The sequence below is a fragment of the Pseudomonas jilinensis genome (assembly GCF_003586265.1).
GTDB lineage: Bacteria > Pseudomonadota > Gammaproteobacteria > Pseudomonadales > Pseudomonadaceae > Halopseudomonas > Halopseudomonas phragmitis.
This window is the reverse complement of record NZ_QJSA01000016.1, coordinates 1-14,160: the sequence shown is the minus strand read 5'-3', so window position 1 is coordinate 14,160 and position 14,160 is coordinate 1. Positions and strand designations below refer to the sequence as shown.

Here is a 14,160-nt window from a genome sequence, read left to right as displayed (position 1 = left end):
TGATACGCCATTGCTGGTTGGGTATAGAGCCAGAATGGGTAGAAATACCAGTTTTATGCTTGGCTGAGCTCGATTTAGGTCAGCGCCAGGCTTTGCGAGAATCCGACTTAGCGCTCAGTCATGGAAATCGGTTTGAAGGTGAATTGATCACCGAGGGGTATTCAGCTTGAACTGATTTCTTCTTGTGTGGCATATCAGGCTCCTTGCTATGCATAGGTCACGAATGGACACTGGGTAGAACCGGCCGAAACCGGATGCAGCAAGTATTGACCTTGAGCGCTGACTCAGCCAATTCATTTACACAAGCTTGCCAATAGAGAAAAACTTTCAGGAAGGGATTACAGATTAGGCGACAAATCGCAGGCACAAAAAAGCCGGGAAAACCCGGCCTTTTTGCTAAGCAAGGACTGACCTTACTCTTCGCCGGCAGAAGCCAGCTCAGGGCGATCAACCAGCTCGACGTAAGCCATCGGCGCGGCGTCGCCAGGGCGGAAACCGCACTTCAGGATACGCACATAACCGCCGGGACGGTCGGCATAGCGCTTGCCCAGATCGTTGAACAGTTTGCCGACCGCTTCTTTGCTGCGGGTACGGTCAAACGCCAGACGACGGTTGGCAACAGTGTCTTCCTTAGCCAGGGTGATCAGCGGCTCGGCAACGCGACGCAGCTCCTTGGCCTTGGGCAGGGTGGTTTTGATCAATTCATGCTCGAACAGCGACACCGCCATGTTCTGGAACATGGCCTTGCGGTGTGAGCTGGTCCGGCTCAGGTGACGACCACTTTTACGATGACGCATCTCTCAATTCCTCGGTGTCGAGACGATCAGGCCGAAACCTTGTCGTCCTTCTTCAAACTAGCAGGCGGCCAGTTGTCCAGACGCATACCCAGGGACAGACCACGCGAAGCCAGAACGTCCTTGATCTCGGTCAGGGACTTCTTGCCCAGGTTCGGGGTCTTCAGCAGCTCCACTTCGGTACGCTGGATCAGATCGCCAATGTAATAGATGTTTTCAGCCTTCAGACAGTTGGCCGAGCGCACAGTCAGTTCAAGATCGTCCACCGGACGCAACAGGATCGGATCAATCTCGTCTTCCTGCTGCTCAACCACCGGCTCCTGGTCACCCTTGAGATCGACGAAAGCTGCCAACTGCTGCTGCAGAATGGTAGCGGCACGGCGAATGGCCTCTTCCGGGTCCAGAGTACCGTTGGTCTCCAGATCGATAACCAGCTTGTCCAGGTTGGTCCGTTGCTCGACACGCGCACTTTCCACTACATAAGCCACGCGGCGAACCGGGGTGTAAGTAGCGTCAAGTTGCAGACGACCGATCGAACGGCTCTCGTCTTCGTCGGACTGGCGAGCATCCGCCGGCTCGTAGCCACGGCCACGAGCGACAGTCAACTTCATGCTCAGGGAGCCGTTGTCGGACAGGTTGGCGATTACGTGATCGGGGTTAACGATCTCGACATCGTGATCCAGTTGAATGTCCGCGCCAGTAACCGGACCTGGGCCTTTCTTGGAAAGGCTAAGGGTCACTTGGTCACGGCCGTGCATCTTGATTGCCAGACCTTTGAGGTTCAGCAGGATCTCGATGACATCTTCCTGGACGCCCTCGATGGCGCTGTACTCATGCAAAACGCCGTCGATTTCCGCCTCTACCACGGCGCAACCGGGCATGGAGGAGAGCAGGATGCGACGCAGCGCATTGCCCAGGGTATGGCCGAAACCACGCTCCAGCGGCTCAAGAGTAATCTTGGCGCGGGTGGGCGAGGTTTCCTGTACGTCAATGTGACGCGGGGTTAGAAACTCGGTAACCGAACTCTGCATGGGGCACCTATTTACTGTCTGTCGCTTACTTGGAGTAGAGCTCGACGATCAGGTTTTCATTGATGTCGGCGGACAGGTCGCTGCGGCTCGGCAGGCTCTTGAAGACACCTTCCTTCTTGCCAGAATCGACCTCGATCCACTCTACTTGACCGCGCTGGGCAGCCAGTTCGAGCGCACTGCTAACACGCAGCTGGTTTTTGGCCTTCTCGCGAACGGCTACCACGTCACCCGGGGATACCAGGAAGGAAGCGATGTTCACGGTCTTGCCGTTAACGCTGATGGCCTTGTGGGAAACCAGCTGACGCGCTTCGGAGCGGGTAGCACCAAAGCCCATGCGGTAAACCACATTGTCCAGACGACGCTCGAGCAGTTGCAGCAGGTTCTCACCGGTAGCACCCTTCAGGCGGGCAGCTTCCTTGTAATAGTTGCTGAATTGACGCTCCAGAACGCCGTACATACGACGGACCTTCTGTTTTTCACGCAACTGGGTGCCGTACTCAGACAGACGACCACGGCGTTGACCGTGTACGCCCGGAGGGGTTTCCAGTTTGCACTTGGATTCGAGAGCACGCGCACCGCTTTTCAGGAACAGATCTGTACCTTCACGGCGAGACAGCTTGCACTTGGGACCAATATAACGAGCCATTTCCGTCTCTCCTGATTAAACGCGACGCTTCTTCGGCGGGCGGCAGCCGTTGTGCGGGATGGGGGTAACGTCAGTGATGCTGCTGATTTTGTAACCGCAGGCATTCAGCGCACGGACAGCAGACTCACGACCCGGGCCGGGGCCCTTGACGCACACGTCGAGGTTCTTCAGACCATATTCCAGAGCCGCCTGACCAGCACGCTCGGCAGCCACCTGGGCAGCGAACGGGGTGCTCTTGCGCGAGCCACGGAAACCGGAACCACCGGAAGTGGCCCAGCTCAGGGCATTACCCTGGCGATCGGTAATGGTGATGATAGTGTTGTTGAACGACGCGTGGATGTGGGCAACCCCATCAACCACCGTCTTCTTGACTTTCTTACGGACACGAGCAGCAGGCTTAGCCATATCTGTATATTCCTTCGCGATTACTTACGGATCGGCTTGCGCGGACCCTTACGGGTACGAGCATTGGTCTTGGTGCGCTGACCACGGACCGGCAGGCCACGACGGTGACGCAGACCACGGTAGCAACCCAGATCCATCAGACGCTTGACGTTCATGTTGATCGCACGACGCAGATCGCCTTCGACAGTGCTCTTGGCGACTTCGTTACGCAGCAGGTCAACCTGCTCCTCGTTGAGGTCCTTGATTTTCACATCCGGCGCAATGCCGGTGGTGGCACAAATTTCCTGTGCCTTGGTCCGACCGATACCAAAGATATAGGTCAGGGAGATAACAGTGTGTTTGTTATCCGGGATGTTGACGCCTGCAATACGGGCCATCCAAATTTACTCCGTCTGACAGCTACCTGACTCACCCCAAGCAAACCAGGTTGCGCAAAAAAGGGTGCAGTAGGGTAGCGCTAACAAAAACAAAATTCAACCACCCAGCCAATTATCTGGCCGGGTGGCGGTTATCCTGAGACGTAGTCTTCAATCAGCTGTTGAGGCGATTAGCCTTGGCGCTGCTTGTGACGAGGCTCAGCACTGCAAATCACGCGCACGCTACCATTGCGGCGGATGACCTTGCAGTTACGGCAAAGTTTTTTCACAGATGCTGCAACTTTCATAACCGACTCCTAAAACCTGAACGTCAGCGCAGCATGCCGCTGCCGTAGCCCTTCAGGTTCGATTTCTTCAAAAGAGACTCGTACTGCTGAGAAACGAGGTGCGATTGTACTTGGGACATGAAGTCCATAACAACCACTACGACGATCAACAGCGAGGTCCCACCCAGATAGAAGGGCACATTTGCCGATACCACCAGGAACTGCGGCAACAAACAAACCGCAGTCATGTACAAGGCACCGAACATGGTCAGACGAGTCAGAACACCGTCAATGTAACGCGCTGACTGCTCACCGGGGCGAATACCCGGAATGAACGCACCTGATTTCTTCAGGTTTTCAGCGACATCTTTCGGATTGAACATCAACGCTGTATAGAAGAAGCAGAAGAAAATGATCCCTGCACTAAACAGAATGATATTCAGCGGCTGACCCGGAGCAATGGCCTGAGACAGGCTCTGCAGCCAGCCCATACCCTCACCCTGACCGAACCAGGTCCCCAGCGAGGCCGGGAACAACAGGATACTGCTGGCGAAAATCGCCGGAATCACACCCGCCATATTCACCTTCAGCGGCAGATGACTGCTCTGAGCGGCGAACACCTTGCGGCCCTGTTGGCGCTTAGCGTAATTGACGGTGATCCGACGCTGGCCGCGTTCGACGAAAACGACGAAGGCCACCAAGGCAATCGCCAGAAGGGCAATCGCAATCAAGGCGAAAATGTTGATGTCGCCCTGGCGCGCCGCTTCGAACGACTGGCCAATAGCACTTGGCAACCCGGCAACGATACCGGCAAAAATCAGCATCGAGATGCCGTTGCCAACACCGCGCTCGGTGATCTGTTCACCCAGCCACATCATGAACATGGCGCCCGATACGAAGGTCGTGACCGCTACGAAGTAGAAGCCGAACCCGGTATTGAACGCTACGCCCTGACTGGCCAGACCCACAGACATACCAATGGCTTGAATAAAGGCCAGCACCAGAGTCAGATAACGAGTGTATTGACTGATTTTCCGACGCCCGGACTCACCTTCCTTTTTCAACTGCTCCAAGGTTGGACTGACCGCCGTCATCAACTGCATGATAATTGACGCAGAGATGTACGGCATGATGCCCAGGGCGAAGATACTCATTCGCTCCAGGGCACCACCAGAGAACATGTTGAACAGGCTAAGAATGGTCCCCTCGTTCTGTCTGAACAGATCGGCCAGACGATCAGGGTTGATACCCGGCACCGGGATATGCGCCCCGATACGGTAAACAATGATCGCCAGGAACAGGAAGCGCAAACGCCCCCATAGTTCACTCAGGCCGCCTTGATTCATTCCAGAGAGAGCGCCTTGCTTAGCCATTTAGTCCTCGATCTTGCCGCCAGCCGCGATGATCGCTGCACGTGCACCCTTAGTAGCCATCAGGCCTTTCAGGGTGACGGCCTTGGTGATTTCTCCGGAGAGAACCACTTTGGCACGCGAATACTTGTTGCCGATGATGTTGGCATCCTTGAGCGCCTGCAGGTCAACCACCTCAACGTCCAGCTTGTTCAGCTCACTGGTACGGATCTCGGCGGTCACCATGGCAATCTTGGAAACAAAACCAAACTTCGGCAGACGACGATGCAACGGCTGTTGACCACCCTCGAAGCCCGGGGCGACGGTCCCGCCGGAGCGAGAAGTCAGACCCTTGTGGCCGCGACCGGCAGTCTTGCCCAGGCCGCTACCGATACCGCGGCCGACGCGATGCTTCTCGCGACGGGCGCCCGGTGCGGAACGCAGATCATTCAGTTTCATGTCTTAACCCTCTACCCGAACCATGTAGGAGACCTTGTTGATCATCCCACGGACAGCCGGAGTATCTTCGACTTCAACAGTGTGACCGATACGGCGCAGGCCCAGGCCCTTTACACAGGCGATGTGCTTGGGCAGACGACCGGCAACGCTCTTGGTCAGCGTTACTTTGATTTTTTCGTTAGCCATCTGAGCTTACCCCGCGATGTCTTCGACGGTCTTGCCGCGTTTGGCCGCTACAGACTCGGGAGACTGCATCGACTTCAGACCCTTGTAGGTAGCCTGAACGACGTTAACCGGGTTGGTGGAACCGTAGCACTTGGCCAGAACGTTATGCACGCCCGCAGCTTCCAGCACGGCACGCATTGCGCCACCAGCGATGACACCAGTACCTTCGGAGGCCGGCTGCATGAACACCTTGGAGGCGCCATGAGCAGCTTTGACCGGGTACTGCAGAGTGGTCCCGTTCAGGTCCACCTGAATCATGTTGCGACGAGCGGCTTCCATGGCTTTCTGGATAGCGGCAGGCACTTCACGCGCCTTGCCACGACCGAAGCCAACACGGCCCTTGCCATCACCTACCACAGTCAGTGCGGTGAAGGCGAAGATACGGCCACCTTTTACTACTTTGGCAACGCGGTTAACCTGAACCAGCTTCTCAATGTAACCTTCGTCGCGCTTTTGGTCGAAATTAGCCATAGCTTTTACCCTTAGAATTCCAGCCCGCCTTCACGAGCAGCGTCGGCCAACGCCTTGACGCGGCCATGATACTTGAAGCCGGAACGGTCGAAAGCGACCTGAGTAACGCCGGCAGCTTTGGCGCGCTCGGCGACCAGTTGACCAACCTTCTTGGCGGCTTCGATGTTGCCGGTGTTGCCACCACGCAGGCTGGCGTCCAGGGTGGAGGCACTGGCCAGAACCTTGGAACCATCGGCAGCGATCACCTGTGCGTAAATGTGCTGCGAAGAGCGGTGCACGCACAGACGTACGGCTTCCAGCTCACGCATTTTCAGACGCGAACGGCGAGCGCGACGGAGACGAATAACTTTTTTATCGCTCATTTGCTATGCCCTACTTCTTCTTGGCTTCTTTACGACGCACGACCTCATCGGCGTAGCGTACACCCTTGCCCTTATAAGGCTCAGGACGACGGAAATCACGAATTTCCGCGGCTACTTGACCGACCAGTTGCTTGTCGATGCCTTTGATGATGATGTCAGTCTGGCTCGGGGTTTCAACGGAAACACCCTCGGGCAACTGATAGTCGATCGGGTGCGAGTAACCCAGAGCCAGAGACAGAACCTGCCCTTTGGCCTGAGCCTTGTAACCTACACCGACCAGCTGCAGCTTGCGCTCAAAGCCCTGGCTGACGCCGATAACCATGTTGTTGACCAGGGCGCGGGTGGTACCGGCCATGGCCATGTTCGGGCTACCCGGACGAGCAGCTACGCGCAACTCACCATCTTCCTGAACGACTTCAACGGTGGAGTGCAGATTCAGCTGCAGGGTACCTTTGGCGCCCTTGACTGACAGCTCCTGGCCGTTGACCTTGATTTCTACACCCTGCGGCAATTTGACAGGGTTCTTAGCGACGCGAGACATCGTAACCCCCTATCAGAATACGGTGCAGAGTACTTCGCCGCCGATACCGGCAGCGCGAGCAGCGCGATCAGTCATTACACCCTTGTTGGTGGAGACGATCGAGACACCCAGTCCACCCCTGACCTTCGGCAGCTGGTCAACGGCTTTGTACTGGCGCAGGCCGGGACGGCTCACACGCTTCAGCTCTTCAATTACCGGCTTGCCCTCGAAGTACTTGAGCTCGATCGAGAGCACAGGCTTGGCATCACCTGAAACTTCATAACCGGCAACATAGCCTTCTTCTTTAAGTACTTTGGCGACAGCCACCTTCAGCTTTGCCGAAGGCATGCTGACACTGGACTTTTCAGCCATCTGGGCATTACGGATACGGGTCAGCATATCTGCCAACGGGTCCTGCATACTCATGGGCTTTCTGCTCCTGAAACTGAGTAATAAAGGTCTGGATTACCAGCTGGCCTTGACCAGACCGGGAACATCACCGCGCATGGCTGCTTCACGCAGCTTGATGCGGCTCAGACCGAACTTGCGATATACACCGTGCGGACGACCAGTGATACGGCAGCGGTTACGCTGACGGACCGGGCTGGCATCGCGCGGCAATTTTTGCAGGGCTACCTGGGCATTCCAACGCTCTTCGGCAGAGGCGTTGACATTACCGATGGTAGCCTTGAGCTCAGCACGCTTCTTGGCGTACTTAGCAACCAGACGAGCGCGCTTGGCCTCGCGGTTTTTCATGCTGATTTTGGCCATGACCTGACTCCTAGTTGCGGAACGGGAAGCTGAACGCACGCAGCAGCGCACGACCTTCATCGTCGGTCCGCGCGGTGGTGGTCAGGGTAATGTCCAGACCACGCAGGGCATCGATCTTGTCGTAATCGATTTCCGGGAAAATGATCTGTTCCTTGACGCCCATGCTGTAGTTACCGCGACCGTCGAACGACTTGGCGTTCAGACCACGGAAGTCACGTACACGCGGCAGCGAAATCGACAGCAGACGGTCGAGAAATTCGTACATCTGCTCACGACGCAGGGTCACCTTGACGCCGATCGGCCAGCCATCACGGATCTTGAAACCCGCGATCGACTTGCGCGAATAGGTCACGATGCCCTTGCGACCGGTGATCTTTTCCAGATCGGCCAGTGCGTTCTCGATGACTTTCTTGTCACCGACGGCCTCACCAAGACCCATGTTCAGGGTGATCTTGGTGATCTTCGGCACTTCCATCACGTTCTTCAGGCCGAGCTCTTCTTTCAGCTTGGGAACGAGGTTAGTGCGGTAATGCTCTTTCAATCTTGCCATGGTAAGCACCTAGATTCTCAAGCGTCGACCGCTTTTTGGGTCGACTTGAAAATACGAACCTTCTTACCGTCTTCGACCTTGAAGCCGACGCGATCGGCCTTGCTGGTCTCAGGGTTGAAGATAGCCACGTTGGAGACGTGGATAGGCGCCTCCTTTTCAACAATGCCGCCCTGACGACCAGCCATCGGATTAGGCTTGGTGTGGCGCTTGACAATGTTGACGCCAGCGATCAACAGGCGGGCATCAGCCAGGACCTTGAGGACCTTGCCACGCTTGCCTTTGTCTTTGCCGGCGATGACGATTACGTCGTCGTCACGTTTGATCTTTTGCATGACCGGGCTCCTTACAGCACTTCGGGCGCGAGGGAAACGATCTTCATGAACTTCTCGTTACGAAGTTCACGCGTCACTGGCCCAAAGATGCGGGTACCGATCGGCTCATTCTTGTTGTTGAGCAGAACGGCAGCGTTGCCATCGAAACGGATCAGCGAACCGTCAGTACGGCGTACGCCGTGACGGGTACGCACGATGACCGCGTTGAGCACCTGGCCTTTCTTTACCTTACCGCGCGGAATCGCTTCCTTGACGGTAACTTTGATGATGTCGCCAATGCCGGCGTAGCGGCGGTGAGAACCGCCCAGAACCTTGATACACATCACTCGACGTGCACCACTGTTGTCAGCCACATCCAGCATGGATTGAGTCTGAATCATAACTTTCTCCGACCCTTAAATAATCCGCTATACCGCGCGGGGCTTATACCTGCGCCGCGCGCTCGTCAACCTGCACCAGGGTCCAGCTCTTGGTTTTAGCCAAGGGGCGGGTTTCCCGGATGGTGACCAGGTCGCCGATGCGGCATTCGTTGTTTTCGTCGTGCGCATGCAGCTTGGTAGAGCGCTTTACGTACTTGCCGTAAAGGGGATGCTTTACCTGACGCTCAACGAGCACAGTGACGGTCTTGTCCATCTTGTCGCTGACCACACGGCCAGTAACGGTACGTACTGTTTTGTTCTCGGCCATGATCAGTTACCACCTTTCTGATTGAGCACGGTCTTCACACGGGCGATATCACGCTTGACCTGCTTGAGCAGGTGCCTCTGACCCAGTTGACCGGTAGCCTTCTGCATGCGCAGATTGAACTGGTCACGCAGCAGGGTGAGCAGCTGCTCGTTGAGCTGCTCGGCTGATTTTTCACGAAGTTCTGTCGCTTTCATCACATCACCGTCCGCTTAACAAAGGTGGTAGCGAGAGGCAGCTTGGCTGCGGCCAGGGCAAATGCCTCGCGCGCCAGCTCTTCGGAAACACCTTCAATCTCGTACAGGACTTTGCCCGGCTGAATCTGGGCTACCCAGTACTCGACGTTACCTTTACCTTTACCCATCCGCACTTCCAGCGGCTTCTTGGAGATCGGCTTGTCGGGGAATACCCGGATCCAGATCTTGCCACCACGCTTGACGTGACGGGTCAAGGCACGACGGGCCGCCTCGATCTGACGAGCAGTCAGACGACCACGGCTGACGGACTTGAGGGCGAACTCGCCAAAGCTCACCTTACTACCGCGATGCGCCAGGCCACGGTTGTGACCGGTCATTTGCTTGCGGAACTTCGTACGCTTCGGTTGCAACATGTGCGTACCCCTTACTTAGCAGCTTTTTTCTTGGGAGCGGCAGCTTTGGTTTCTTCCGGCAGACCACCAATGATCTCGCCCTTGAAGATCCAAACCTTGACGCCAATCACACCGTAAGTGGTGTGGGCTTCAGCTGTCGCGTAATCAATGTCGGCGCGCAGGGTGTGCAGCGGCACACGACCTTCGCGATACCATTCGGTGCGGGCGATTTCGGCGCCGCCCAAACGGCCGCTGACCTGAATCTTGATACCCTTGGCACCGATACGCATGGCGTTCTGAACCGCACGCTTCATGGCGCGACGGAACATCACGCGACGCTCCAGCTGCTGAGCAACGCTCTGGGCCACCAGGGCACCGTCGAGCTCCGGCTTGCGGATCTCTTCGATGTTGATGTGCACCGGCACGCCCATCTGCTGAGTCAGTTCCTGACGCAGCTTCTCGACGTCCTCACCCTTCTTGCCAATCACGATGCCCGGACGAGCGGTGTGAATGGTGATACGGGCGGTTTGGGCCGGACGCTGGATATCCACGCGGCTGACCGAAGCGCTTTTCAGTTTGTCCTGAATGTACGCACGTACTTTCAGGTCGGTGTTCAGATAGTCGGCATAGTTGCGACCATCTGCGTACCACACCGAAGTGTGTTCTTTAACGATACCGAGGCGAATGCCTACCGGATGTACTTTCTGACCCATGTGATCGACTCCTACTTGTCAGCAACCTTGACCGTGATATGGCAAGACCGCTTTACGATGCGATCAGCACGGCCTTTGGCACGCGGCATGATGCGCTTCAGGGAGCGACCTTCATTGACAAACACGGTGGAGACCTTCAGGTCATCCACGTCTGCGCCATCATTGTGCTCGGCGTTGGCAATTGCCGACTCCAGCACTTTCTTGATGACATCAGCGGCCTTCTTGTTGCTGAAGCTCAGCAGGTTCAGGGCCTCATCCACCTTTTTCCCGCGGATCTGGTCGGCGACCAAGCGAGCTTTCTGGGCAGAGAGTCGGGCGCCCTTGAGAGTAGCGGCTACTTCCATCTTCCTAACCCCTTAGCGCTTGGCTTTCTTGTCTGCCGCGTGACCACGATAGGTACGCGTAGCAGAGAATTCGCCCAACTTGTGGCCGACCATGTCTTCGGTAACGATGACCGGTACATGCTGACGACCGTTATGTACGGCGATGGTCAGACCAACCATCTGCGGCAGAATCATCGAACGGCGCGACCAGGTCTTGATCGGCTTACGCTCATTCTTTTCAACTGCCACTTCGATCTTCTTCAACAGGTGAAGATCGATAAAAGGACCTTTCTTCAGAGAACGCGGCACTGTCGTATCCCCTCTAATTACTTGCTGCGACGACGGACAATCATCTTGTCAGTGCGCTTGTTGGACCGAGTCTTGGCACCCTTGGTCGGGAAGCCCCACGGCGACACCGGATGACGACCACCAGAAGTACGCCCTTCACCACCACCATGCGGGTGATCAACCGGGTTCATGGCAACACCACGAACGGTCGGACGGATACCACGCCAGCGTTTGGCGCCAGCCTTGCCGAGAGAGCGCAGGCTGTGCTCACCGTTGGACACTTCGCCCAGGGTGGCGCGGCACTCACCCAGCACCTTGCGCATCTCGCCAGAGCGCAGACGCACGGTGACATAGGCACCTTCACGAGCAACCAGCTGAACGGAGGCACCGGCGCTGCGAGCAACCTGAGCACCCTTGCCGGGCTTCAGTTCGATCGCGTGAATGGTGCTACCGACCGGAATGTTGCGCAGCGGCAGAGTGTTACCCGGCTTGATCGGTGCATCGGCACCGGAGATCACCTGATCACCAGCACTCACGCCCTTGGGCGCGATGATGTAACGACGCTCGCCATCGGCATATTTCAGCAGAGCAATATGAGCGGTACGGTTCGGATCGTATTCGATACGCTCAACGACGGCCGGAATGCCATCCTTGTTGCGACGAAAATCGACCAAACGGTAGTGCTGCTTGTGGCCGCCCCCGCGGTGACGCGTGGTGATGCGACCATTGTTGTTACGACCACCAGACTTGCCTTGCTTCTCGACCAGAGGAGCATAAGGCGCGCCCTTGTGCAGGTCAGAGTTGACGACCTTGACGACGAAGCGGCGGCCAGCGGAAGTAGGTTTACATTTAACGATAGCCATGATGTATCCCCTTATTCAGCGCTGGCGAAGTCGATGTCTTGACCGGCTTCCAGGCTGATATAGGCCTTCTTCCAGTCATTACGCTTGCCCAGGCCGCGCATGGTACGCTTGGTCTTGCCCTTGACGTTCAGGGTCGAGACGCTCTTGACCTTAACGTTGAACAACTGCTCAACGGCCTTCTTGATTTCCAGCTTGGTGGCAGTGGTGTCCACCTTGAACACAAACTGGTTCTTGCTGTCAGCCAGCACAGTCGCCTTTTCAGACACATGCGGGCCCAGCAGTACTTTGAAAATGCGCTCCTGGTTCATCCCAGCATCTCCTCGAACTTCTTGACGGCAGGCACGGTAATCAGCACCTTGTCGTAGGCGATCAGGCTGACCGGGTCCGAACCCTGTACATCACGTACATCGACGTGCGGCAGGTTGCGCGCTGCCAGGTACAGGTTTTCGTCAACGCTGTCGGTCACGATCAGCACGTTGTCCAGGTTCAGATCCTTCAGCTTGCCGATCAGGCCTTTGGTCTTGGGTGCGTCGACAGCAAAGCTCTCAACCACAACCAGACGCTCCTGACGGACCAGCTCGGACAGGATCGAACGCAGGGCACCGCGGTACATCTTGCGGTTCAACTTCTGTTCGAAGTCACGCGGACGCGCGGCGAAAGTGGTACCGCCCCCACGCCAGATCGGGCTGCGGATGGTACCGGCACGGGCGCGACCAGTGCCTTTCTGGCGCCAGGGCTTTTTGCCACCGCCAGAAACGTCGGAACGGGTCTTCTGCTGCTTGGTGCCCTGACGGCCGCCAGCCATGTAGGCGACGACTGCCTGGTGAACCAGGGTTTCGTTAAACTCGGCGGCAAAGGTCAGATCGGAAACGTCGATCGCACTTGCGCCAGCTACATTCAAATTCATGGTAACTCCCCCTTAACCCTTGGCCTTGACTGCCGGGCGAACAACAACGTCGCTACCGGTAGCACCAGGTACCGCGCCCTTGATGAGCAGCAGGTTACGTTCGGCGTCAACGCGCACGACTTCCAGGGTCTGCACGGTCACTTGCTCAGCACCCATGTGACCAGACATTTTTTTGCCCTTGAAGACGCGACCCGGAGTTTGGCACTGGCCAATCGAACCCGGTACACGGTGGGAAACGGAGTTACCGTGGGTAGCATCCTGACCGCGGAAGTTCCAGCGCTTGATGGTACCGGCGAAGCCCTTACCCTTGGATTGCCCGGTAACGTCTACTTTCTGGCCCGCTTCAAAAATGCTAACGGTAATTTCTGCGCCGGCTTCAAACTCCTGACCTGCTTCCAGGCGGAATTCGCATACGCGGCGACCTGCCGCAGTATTGGCCTTGGCAAAATGCCCTGCCATCGGCTTGGTCACGCGAGTAGCGCGACGCTCACCAACGGTCACCTGCACGGCCTGATAGCCGTCGGTATCCTGGGACTTAACCTGAGTGACACGGTTCGGCTCTACTTCAATCACCGTAACCGGAATGGAAACACCATCTTCAGTGAAAACGCGGGTCATACCGCATTTCCGGCCGACTACACCAATAGTCATGTTGTAAACCTCATGAGTGCACGGGGCTATTTACCCGCTATGGCCGCCCATTTCAGGGCGTTACACGACTGATAGCCCCCGTCGTGTGGGGCTTCAGCCGAGGCTGATCTGGACCTCTACACCTGCTGCCAGGTCCAGCTTCATCAGCGCATCAACAGTTTTGTCGGTGGGCTGAACGATATCCAGCACCCGCTTGTGGGTACGGATTTCATATTGATCCCGCGCATCTTTATTGACGTGCGGAGAAATCAATACGGTAAAACGCTCTTTGCGAGTCGGCAAAGGAATCGGACCACGCACCTGAGCCCCAGTACGCTTCGCGGTATCCACGATTTCCTGGGTAGATTGATCAATCAGGCGATGGTCAAAAGCCTTCAACCGAATACGGATTTGTTGGTTCTGCATTTGACCAGAAACTCCAAGTAACGGTTCTTCTGAGCACACCCGCACAACGGGCAGGCCCATCCAAGGGAGGCGCAATTCTACTGATGCAACCACCCACTGTCAACTCAAATACAAAAGCCCCCGAAGAACGGGGGCTTTTGCTGACGCTTCAGATCATTACTCGATGATCTTGGCAACCA

General features: G+C 56.5%; 28 protein-coding genes. All 28 read right to left on the bottom strand.

Going from position 1 to position 14,160, the window contains the following annotated elements; all coding sequences use genetic code 11:
- Nucleotides 1-413 precede the first annotated feature (413 nt).
- Complete coding sequence (gene rplQ / locus C2846_RS16025) at nt 414-797, bottom strand: 50S ribosomal protein L17 (RefSeq protein WP_080048697.1); 384 nt, start codon at nt 795-797, stop codon at nt 414-416.
- Nucleotides 798-823: 26 nt separating this feature from the next.
- Nucleotides 824-1,825: a DNA-directed RNA polymerase subunit alpha gene (locus C2846_RS16020; protein WP_080048698.1), complete on the bottom strand. Its 1,002-nt coding sequence runs from the start codon at nt 1,823-1,825 to the stop codon at nt 824-826.
- 25 nt (nt 1,826-1,850) lie between these two features.
- Complete coding sequence (rpsD, locus tag C2846_RS16015) at nt 1,851-2,471, bottom strand: 30S ribosomal protein S4 (RefSeq protein ID WP_080048699.1); 621 nt, start codon at nt 2,469-2,471, stop codon at nt 1,851-1,853.
- A gap of 15 nt (nt 2,472-2,486) precedes the next feature.
- Nucleotides 2,487-2,876 carry a 30S ribosomal protein S11 gene (gene rpsK / locus C2846_RS16010; RefSeq protein WP_080048700.1) on the bottom strand — a complete coding sequence of 130 codons (390 nt, stop codon included), beginning with the start codon at nt 2,874-2,876 and terminating at the stop codon, nt 2,487-2,489.
- A gap of 20 nt (nt 2,877-2,896) precedes the next feature.
- A complete protein-coding gene (gene rpsM, locus C2846_RS16005; RefSeq protein WP_080048701.1) occupies nt 2,897-3,253 on the bottom strand; it encodes a 30S ribosomal protein S13 in 357 nt (118 codons plus the stop codon).
- A gap of 170 nt (nt 3,254-3,423) precedes the next feature.
- Entirely contained in the window at nt 3,424-3,540 is a 117-nt protein-coding gene (rpmJ, locus tag C2846_RS16000; protein ID WP_074781302.1) for a 50S ribosomal protein L36, read from the bottom strand.
- A gap of 23 nt (nt 3,541-3,563) precedes the next feature.
- Nucleotides 3,564-4,892 (bottom strand): preprotein translocase subunit SecY, encoded by a 1,329-nt coding sequence (gene secY, locus C2846_RS15995; protein WP_080048702.1) that lies wholly within the window; start codon nt 4,890-4,892, stop codon nt 3,564-3,566.
- Nucleotides 4,893-5,327, bottom strand: a complete 435-nt coding sequence (gene rplO, locus C2846_RS15990; RefSeq protein WP_080048703.1) for a 50S ribosomal protein L15 — start codon at nt 5,325-5,327, stop codon at nt 4,893-4,895.
- Between the two features lie 3 nt (nt 5,328-5,330).
- Nucleotides 5,331-5,513, bottom strand: coding sequence for a 50S ribosomal protein L30 (gene rpmD, locus C2846_RS15985; protein WP_080048704.1), 183 nt, complete (start codon nt 5,511-5,513; stop codon nt 5,331-5,333).
- A gap of 6 nt (nt 5,514-5,519) precedes the next feature.
- Nucleotides 5,520-6,023 carry a 30S ribosomal protein S5 gene (gene rpsE / locus C2846_RS15980; RefSeq protein WP_080048705.1) on the bottom strand — a complete coding sequence of 168 codons (504 nt, stop codon included), beginning with the start codon at nt 6,021-6,023 and terminating at the stop codon, nt 5,520-5,522.
- Between the two features lie 11 nt (nt 6,024-6,034).
- On the bottom strand, nt 6,035-6,385 hold the full coding sequence (rplR, locus tag C2846_RS15975) for a 50S ribosomal protein L18 (RefSeq protein WP_080048706.1): 351 nt from the start codon (nt 6,383-6,385) through the stop codon (nt 6,035-6,037).
- Between the two features lie 10 nt (nt 6,386-6,395).
- Nucleotides 6,396-6,926 carry a 50S ribosomal protein L6 gene (gene rplF / locus C2846_RS15970; protein WP_080048707.1) on the bottom strand — a complete coding sequence of 177 codons (531 nt, stop codon included), beginning with the start codon at nt 6,924-6,926 and terminating at the stop codon, nt 6,396-6,398.
- A 12-nt stretch (nt 6,927-6,938) separates the two neighbouring features.
- Nucleotides 6,939-7,331: a 30S ribosomal protein S8 gene (gene rpsH / locus C2846_RS15965; protein WP_080048708.1), complete on the bottom strand. Its 393-nt coding sequence runs from the start codon at nt 7,329-7,331 to the stop codon at nt 6,939-6,941.
- Nucleotides 7,332-7,370: 39 nt separating this feature from the next.
- The gene (rpsN, locus tag C2846_RS15960) at nt 7,371-7,676 is read right to left on the bottom strand and encodes a 30S ribosomal protein S14 (RefSeq protein WP_080048709.1); all 306 of its coding nucleotides are present in this window, start codon (nt 7,674-7,676) and stop codon (nt 7,371-7,373) included.
- Nucleotides 7,677-7,686: 10 nt separating this feature from the next.
- Complete coding sequence (rplE, locus tag C2846_RS15955; protein WP_080048710.1) at nt 7,687-8,226, bottom strand: 50S ribosomal protein L5; 540 nt, start codon at nt 8,224-8,226, stop codon at nt 7,687-7,689.
- Nucleotides 8,227-8,243: 17 nt separating this feature from the next.
- The gene (gene rplX, locus C2846_RS15950) at nt 8,244-8,558 is read right to left on the bottom strand and encodes a 50S ribosomal protein L24 (protein WP_080048711.1); all 315 of its coding nucleotides are present in this window, start codon (nt 8,556-8,558) and stop codon (nt 8,244-8,246) included.
- A gap of 11 nt (nt 8,559-8,569) precedes the next feature.
- On the bottom strand, nt 8,570-8,938 hold the full coding sequence (rplN, locus tag C2846_RS15945) for a 50S ribosomal protein L14 (protein WP_080048712.1): 369 nt from the start codon (nt 8,936-8,938) through the stop codon (nt 8,570-8,572).
- A 43-nt stretch (nt 8,939-8,981) separates the two neighbouring features.
- Nucleotides 8,982-9,245 carry a 30S ribosomal protein S17 gene (gene rpsQ / locus C2846_RS15940; protein WP_080048713.1) on the bottom strand — a complete coding sequence of 88 codons (264 nt, stop codon included), beginning with the start codon at nt 9,243-9,245 and terminating at the stop codon, nt 8,982-8,984.
- Between the two features lie 2 nt (nt 9,246-9,247).
- Entirely contained in the window at nt 9,248-9,439 is a 192-nt protein-coding gene (gene rpmC, locus C2846_RS15935) for a 50S ribosomal protein L29 (RefSeq protein ID WP_119701939.1), read from the bottom strand.
- Nucleotides 9,439-9,852, bottom strand: a complete 414-nt coding sequence (rplP, locus tag C2846_RS15930) for a 50S ribosomal protein L16 (protein ID WP_080048715.1) — start codon at nt 9,850-9,852, stop codon at nt 9,439-9,441. Before rplP ends, rpmC begins: the two co-directional genes overlap by 1 nt.
- 11 nt (nt 9,853-9,863) lie before the next feature.
- Nucleotides 9,864-10,544, bottom strand: a complete 681-nt coding sequence (gene rpsC, locus C2846_RS15925; RefSeq protein ID WP_095626741.1) for a 30S ribosomal protein S3 — start codon at nt 10,542-10,544, stop codon at nt 9,864-9,866.
- A gap of 11 nt (nt 10,545-10,555) precedes the next feature.
- Entirely contained in the window at nt 10,556-10,888 is a 333-nt protein-coding gene (rplV, locus tag C2846_RS15920) for a 50S ribosomal protein L22 (protein WP_080048717.1), read from the bottom strand.
- 12 nt (nt 10,889-10,900) lie between these two features.
- The gene (gene rpsS, locus C2846_RS15915) at nt 10,901-11,176 is read right to left on the bottom strand and encodes a 30S ribosomal protein S19 (RefSeq protein ID WP_080048718.1); all 276 of its coding nucleotides are present in this window, start codon (nt 11,174-11,176) and stop codon (nt 10,901-10,903) included.
- Between the two features lie 17 nt (nt 11,177-11,193).
- The gene (gene rplB / locus C2846_RS15910) at nt 11,194-12,018 is read right to left on the bottom strand and encodes a 50S ribosomal protein L2 (RefSeq protein WP_080048719.1); all 825 of its coding nucleotides are present in this window, start codon (nt 12,016-12,018) and stop codon (nt 11,194-11,196) included.
- Between the two features lie 11 nt (nt 12,019-12,029).
- Nucleotides 12,030-12,326, bottom strand: coding sequence for a 50S ribosomal protein L23 (rplW, locus tag C2846_RS15905; protein ID WP_080048720.1), 297 nt, complete (start codon nt 12,324-12,326; stop codon nt 12,030-12,032).
- A complete protein-coding gene (gene rplD / locus C2846_RS15900; protein WP_080048721.1) occupies nt 12,323-12,925 on the bottom strand; it encodes a 50S ribosomal protein L4 in 603 nt (200 codons plus the stop codon). Before rplD ends, rplW begins: the two co-directional genes overlap by 4 nt.
- A 12-nt stretch (nt 12,926-12,937) precedes the next feature.
- A complete protein-coding gene (rplC, locus tag C2846_RS15895; protein WP_080048722.1) occupies nt 12,938-13,576 on the bottom strand; it encodes a 50S ribosomal protein L3 in 639 nt (212 codons plus the stop codon).
- A gap of 93 nt (nt 13,577-13,669) precedes the next feature.
- Nucleotides 13,670-13,981 (bottom strand): 30S ribosomal protein S10, encoded by a 312-nt coding sequence (rpsJ, locus tag C2846_RS15890; RefSeq protein WP_044501102.1) that lies wholly within the window; start codon nt 13,979-13,981, stop codon nt 13,670-13,672.
- Nucleotides 13,982-14,160 lie beyond the last annotated feature (179 nt).

Excerpts from the sequence above, each read along its gene's own strand:
- rplF (WP_080048707.1), bottom strand. The coding sequence starts at position 6,926 with ATGTCTCGCGTCGCTAAGAACCCTGTCAAATTGCCGCAGGGTGTAGAA.
- rplW (WP_080048720.1), bottom strand. The coding sequence starts at position 12,326 with ATGAACCAGGAGCGCATTTTCAAAGTACTGCTGGGCCCGCATGTGTCT.
- rpsM (WP_080048701.1), bottom strand. The coding sequence starts at position 3,253 with ATGGCCCGTATTGCAGGCGTCAACATCCCGGATAACAAACACACTGTT.
- rpsN (WP_080048709.1), bottom strand. The coding sequence starts at position 7,676 with ATGGCCAAAATCAGCATGAAAAACCGCGAGGCCAAGCGCGCTCGTCTG.
- rpmD (WP_080048704.1), bottom strand. The coding sequence starts at position 5,513 with ATGGCTAACGAAAAAATCAAAGTAACGCTGACCAAGAGCGTTGCCGGT.
- rplQ (WP_080048697.1), bottom strand. The coding sequence starts at position 797 with ATGCGTCATCGTAAAAGTGGTCGTCACCTGAGCCGGACCAGCTCACAC.
- rplN (WP_080048712.1), bottom strand. The coding sequence starts at position 8,938 with ATGATTCAGACTCAATCCATGCTGGATGTGGCTGACAACAGTGGTGCA.
- secY (WP_080048702.1), bottom strand. The coding sequence starts at position 4,892 with ATGGCTAAGCAAGGCGCTCTCTCTGGAATGAATCAAGGCGGCCTGAGT.
- rplE (WP_080048710.1), bottom strand. The coding sequence starts at position 8,226 with ATGGCAAGATTGAAAGAGCATTACCGCACTAACCTCGTTCCCAAGCTG.
- rplR (WP_080048706.1), bottom strand. The coding sequence starts at position 6,385 with ATGAGCGATAAAAAAGTTATTCGTCTCCGTCGCGCTCGCCGTTCGCGT.
- rpsQ (WP_080048713.1), bottom strand. The coding sequence starts at position 9,245 with ATGGCCGAGAACAAAACAGTACGTACCGTTACTGGCCGTGTGGTCAGC.
- rpsD (WP_080048699.1), bottom strand. The coding sequence starts at position 2,471 with ATGGCTCGTTATATTGGTCCCAAGTGCAAGCTGTCTCGCCGTGAAGGT.
- C2846_RS16020 (WP_080048698.1), bottom strand. The coding sequence starts at position 1,825 with ATGCAGAGTTCGGTTACCGAGTTTCTAACCCCGCGTCACATTGACGTA.
- rpsH (WP_080048708.1), bottom strand. The coding sequence starts at position 7,331 with ATGAGTATGCAGGACCCGTTGGCAGATATGCTGACCCGTATCCGTAAT.
- rplO (WP_080048703.1), bottom strand. The coding sequence starts at position 5,327 with ATGAAACTGAATGATCTGCGTTCCGCACCGGGCGCCCGTCGCGAGAAG.
- rplC (WP_080048722.1), bottom strand. The coding sequence starts at position 13,576 with ATGACTATTGGTGTAGTCGGCCGGAAATGCGGTATGACCCGCGTTTTC.
- rplX (WP_080048711.1), bottom strand. The coding sequence starts at position 8,558 with ATGCAAAAGATCAAACGTGACGACGACGTAATCGTCATCGCCGGCAAA.
- rplV (WP_080048717.1), bottom strand. The coding sequence starts at position 10,888 with ATGGAAGTAGCCGCTACTCTCAAGGGCGCCCGACTCTCTGCCCAGAAA.
- rplD (WP_080048721.1), bottom strand. The coding sequence starts at position 12,925 with ATGAATTTGAATGTAGCTGGCGCAAGTGCGATCGACGTTTCCGATCTG.
- rpmJ (WP_074781302.1), bottom strand. The coding sequence starts at position 3,540 with ATGAAAGTTGCAGCATCTGTGAAAAAACTTTGCCGTAACTGCAAGGTC.
- rplP (WP_080048715.1), bottom strand. The coding sequence starts at position 9,852 with ATGTTGCAACCGAAGCGTACGAAGTTCCGCAAGCAAATGACCGGTCAC.
- rpsC (WP_095626741.1), bottom strand. The coding sequence starts at position 10,544 with ATGGGTCAGAAAGTACATCCGGTAGGCATTCGCCTCGGTATCGTTAAA.
- rpsK (WP_080048700.1), bottom strand. The coding sequence starts at position 2,876 with ATGGCTAAGCCTGCTGCTCGTGTCCGTAAGAAAGTCAAGAAGACGGTG.
- rpsJ (WP_044501102.1), bottom strand. The coding sequence starts at position 13,981 with ATGCAGAACCAACAAATCCGTATTCGGTTGAAGGCTTTTGACCATCGC.
- rpmC (WP_119701939.1), bottom strand. The coding sequence starts at position 9,439 with ATGAAAGCGACAGAACTTCGTGAAAAATCAGCCGAGCAGCTCAACGAG.
- rpsE (WP_080048705.1), bottom strand. The coding sequence starts at position 6,023 with ATGGCTAATTTCGACCAAAAGCGCGACGAAGGTTACATTGAGAAGCTG.
- rplB (WP_080048719.1), bottom strand. The coding sequence starts at position 12,018 with ATGGCTATCGTTAAATGTAAACCTACTTCCGCTGGCCGCCGCTTCGTC.